This window comes from Vibrio sp. 10N.222.46.A1 (assembly GCF_041473595.1).
Lineage (GTDB): Bacteria > Pseudomonadota > Gammaproteobacteria > Enterobacterales > Vibrionaceae > Vibrio > Vibrio tasmaniensis_A.
This window is the reverse complement of record NZ_JBFRSN010000310.1, coordinates 1-3,701: the sequence shown is the minus strand read 5'-3', so window position 1 is coordinate 3,701 and position 3,701 is coordinate 1. Positions and strand designations below refer to the sequence as shown.

The following is a 3,701-nucleotide window of genomic DNA, read 5'->3' as shown; positions in this document are numbered from 1 at the left end:
AAAGGGTTGATGTGAAAGCATTAACCCTTTTTAGTACCTGCCTTTCTGTATTCTCAGATAACCTAAATCTCATACCTACAGATACAAAAAAGGCCCCAATACAGGAGCCCTTCAAATCGTATGTTTCAATCAAATAGATTTAGTTCAAGGAAAAGGCACGGAGTTTTCAGCACCTTTCCCTAAAACAAAAAGGGACTCAATGAGCCCCTTTAAAAGTACTTTTCAAAGTAGTCGTTTGAAATTCTAGGAGAGCACGCGGAGCTTACGGATGTAAGTGAGCATGCTCGACAACGAAGTTCAAATTACTACGCAGAAAAATTATGCGTAAACAGGTAGACGCTTACAGATATTTAGTACTTTCGCTTTAGTTGCTTCGATAACAGACTCATCACCCATGTTATCTAGGATGTCACACATCCAACCTGCTAGCTCTTTCGCGTCTGCTTCTGAGAAACCGCGACGAGTGATAGAAGGAGAACCGATACGGATACCAGAAGTAACGAACGGGCTACGTGGATCGTTTGGTACTGAGTTCTTGTTAACTGTGATGTTAGCTGAACCCAGTGCTGCATCTGCTTCTTTACCTGTGATGTCTTTGTCGATTAGATCAACTAGGAACAGGTGGTTCTCTGTAGAACCTGAAACGATGTTGTAACCGCGAGCTAGGAATTCAGCAACCATTGCTTTTGCGTTAGCCACTACGCGAGCTTGGTATTCTTTAAACTCTGGTTCTAGAGCTTCTTTGAACGCTACTGCTTTACCAGCGATAACGTGCATTAGAGGGCCACCTTGGCCACCTGGGAATACTGCTGAGTTTAGTTTCTTGTAAAGATCTTCGCCTTCGTTAGAAAGGATAAGACCACCACGAGGACCAGCAAGCGTTTTGTGCGTTGTTGTTGTAACAACGTGAGCGTGTGGAACTGGGTTAGGGTAAACACCTGCAGCGATAAGGCCAGCAACGTGCGCCATATCTACGAAGAAGTAAGCACCTACTTTGTCAGCGATTTCACGCATGCGCGCCCAATCACAAACTTGAGAGTAAGCTGAGAAACCACCGATGATCATCTTAGGTTTGTGCTCGATAGCTAGCGCTTCCATCTCTTCGTAATCGATTTGACCTGCTTCATCGATACCGTAAGGGATGATGTTGTAAAGCTTACCAGAGAAGTTTACTGGAGAACCGTGAGTTAGGTGACCACCGTGCGCTAGGCTCATACCTAGAACAGTATCGCCAGCATTCAGTAGTGCCATGTATACAGCGTTGTTTGCTTGAGAACCTGAGTGAGGTTGTACGTTCGCGTATTGAGCGCCAAACAGTTCACATGCACGTTCGATTGCTAGAGTTTCAACTTTATCTACGAACTCACAACCACCGTAGTAACGCTTACCAGGGTAGCCTTCAGCGTATTTGTTTGTAAGTTGAGAACCTTGAGCTTCCATTACACGTGGGCTTGTGTAGTTTTCTGAAGCGATAAGTTCGATGTGCTCTTCCTGACGAAGAGTTTCTTCTTGGATAGCTGCGAATAGGTCCGCATCGTAATCAGCAATGTTCATGTCACGCTTAAGCATCTGTATCTCCTGACTCAGATTGTACTGAAAGTTTCAAAAAAACCACACAACGACCGAAAGCAAACGTTTCCGTCACCGTTTTGATGTGACGCATTCTACATAATTTGATCTAGGTCATAAAGAGCTAATTGCAATTTTATCATGCAGTTTTTTCATAATCACAAATAAGATTCATCATGGTTATTGAGCTTATCCAACCAAAGATGACGCTTACTGTCAATTTTACGCTTTACACCCTGTAAAACGCAGATTACATAGGTTTACCTTAATTTTGCACCTCAAGCTACCGAAAGCTAAGGTTTTTCTCTACTATGCACGCCTTTATTGGTTAGGTAATTATAAAAACGATGGAAAAACACTCACGTAAAGAAGATTGGGTAGCCATTCTTACTGGCACGTTTTTAGTGGCGTTAGGCGTCTTCTTTTTACAGTCAGCAAATCTGCTTACCGGTGGTACTACTGGCTTGGCTCTGCTTTTGAGTCAATTCTTACCTGTAACCTTTGGTATTTTGTACTTTGTTGCCAACTGTCCATTCTATTTATTAGCTTGGAAACGATTTGGTCGTCACTTCGCAATAAGCAGTGCCATCTCTGGATTTTTAGTGTCTGTATTTGCCGACCATTTATACTTGGTGATTTCGTTAGACGTTCATAATGAAATTTACTGTGCAGTCGCTGGCGGCTTATTAATGGGCTTAGGCATGTTGATCTTGTTCCGTCATCGCTCGAGCTTGGGTGGCTTCAACGTATTGTGTCTGTTCATTCAAGATCGCTACGGTATCTCAGTAGGCAAAACCCAAATGGCCATTGATGCCTGTATTCTGTTTGCATCCTTCTTCTTTGTATCACCTTGGGTGATTGCCGTATCTGTATTAGGCACCGCAGTATTGAACATCGTATTGGCAATGAACCACAAACCAACTCGCTACTCGGTGAATTACGCGTCTTAATACCAATTCCCCTATGAATTACTAGCTGTTTTTAATAACAAAAACAGCTAGAATTTAGGTTTTATAAACCGTCGCCTTTTCTATGCAAGATTACCTCTCTAGCGCCAAAGACCAACAAGCCTCTATTTATATTGAAGGTTTGGAATTCAACCCCAACACACGAGTCTTTAGCTGCGACGAGCAGGTCATTGATTTAGAACCTCGTTCTATCGAGCTCTTAGAGTTATTTCTTACCAGCGTTGGTCAGCCGCTCTCTGCCGAGTACATTATTGAATCTATATGGCAAAGTAGCTTCATTTCCAAAAATGTTCTGACAAACCGAATCAGTACCTTACGTTCAATACTTCAAAAACATTTGCCTAATAGCGATGCGACCAAAATACTGGTGACTTACCCGCGCAAGGGCTACTTCCTTAACCCTAGCTCGGTTAGCTTTTCCACGGTTCCCCCTGAAACCGCAGCGGATGATGCCACAATAGAACCTCCAACCAGACAAAAAGGATTTGCCTCCAATCCAGTTAACCCCTGGCTTGTTGTAGTGTCTTTGGCTTTGCTGATCAGCACTGCGGTAATGGGTTATATGCTTTGGCAATCTTCGACTCGAGCCTCCGAAGTTGAACGCGACCAACGATTGATTCCTAAGGTCGAACTCCTCCTGAATCGATTGGATGCCATTGGTGATAATTCCAGAAAATACCGAAAAGTCGTAAAAGCATTATTACTTCAACAGCAGATTGAATACGCCTACACCGATCTTGCTAACCAAGATGCGCCAAGCTACTTCCTTGACCCTATTGATAGCTCTCCCTTCTTTCCGGGCGCAAAGAACATGCGTACCAGTGATTACCTGCTTAACATTCAGCTCAAAGATCAAGAAGTGGACAAACGCCTTATCGCAAAGATAAGCCTGATTTACCCAAACTCAGGGAAGCTCGCATTTGGTGGTGTTTACTCTATTGATGTCAATAATATCAGCAGCAGCCTTATGGAGATCAACCGAGAGCTAGCTAACTACTTTGCACTGCCAGCACCATTACCACCAGAATGGTCAGTCGACAATGCCGAAGTCAGCGAATTGCTAAGTGGAAAAGCCATAGCGCTGGATGGCATCAAGCTCAATACCATGACGTCGACTCTGATTGCGCGTCAACTTGCGCTATTTGAAACAGATCAGAAGAAGCT

Annotated in this window: 3 protein-coding genes; 2 read left to right on the top strand and 1 reads right to left on the bottom strand. The window is 43.6% G+C overall.

What is annotated here, in order from left to right:
- Positions 1-318: 318 nt before the first annotated feature.
- The gene (glyA, locus tag AB4496_RS10195; RefSeq protein WP_009847439.1) at positions 319-1,569 is read right to left on the bottom strand and encodes a serine hydroxymethyltransferase; all 1,251 of its coding nucleotides are present in this window, start codon (positions 1,567-1,569) and stop codon (positions 319-321) included.
- Positions 1,570-1,916: 347 nt separating this feature from the next.
- Between glyA and AB4496_RS10190 the strand changes: the two genes are divergently transcribed.
- Together AB4496_RS10190 and AB4496_RS10185 are read left to right on the top strand one after the other, a co-directional pair.
- The gene (locus AB4496_RS10190; RefSeq protein ID WP_009847440.1) at positions 1,917-2,519 is read left to right on the top strand and encodes a YitT family protein; all 603 of its coding nucleotides are present in this window, start codon (positions 1,917-1,919) and stop codon (positions 2,517-2,519) included.
- An 82-nt stretch (positions 2,520-2,601) separates the two neighbouring features.
- The coding region (locus tag AB4496_RS10185; protein WP_372130911.1) for a transcriptional regulator at positions 2,602-3,701 on the top strand (1,100 nt) is incomplete at its 3' end.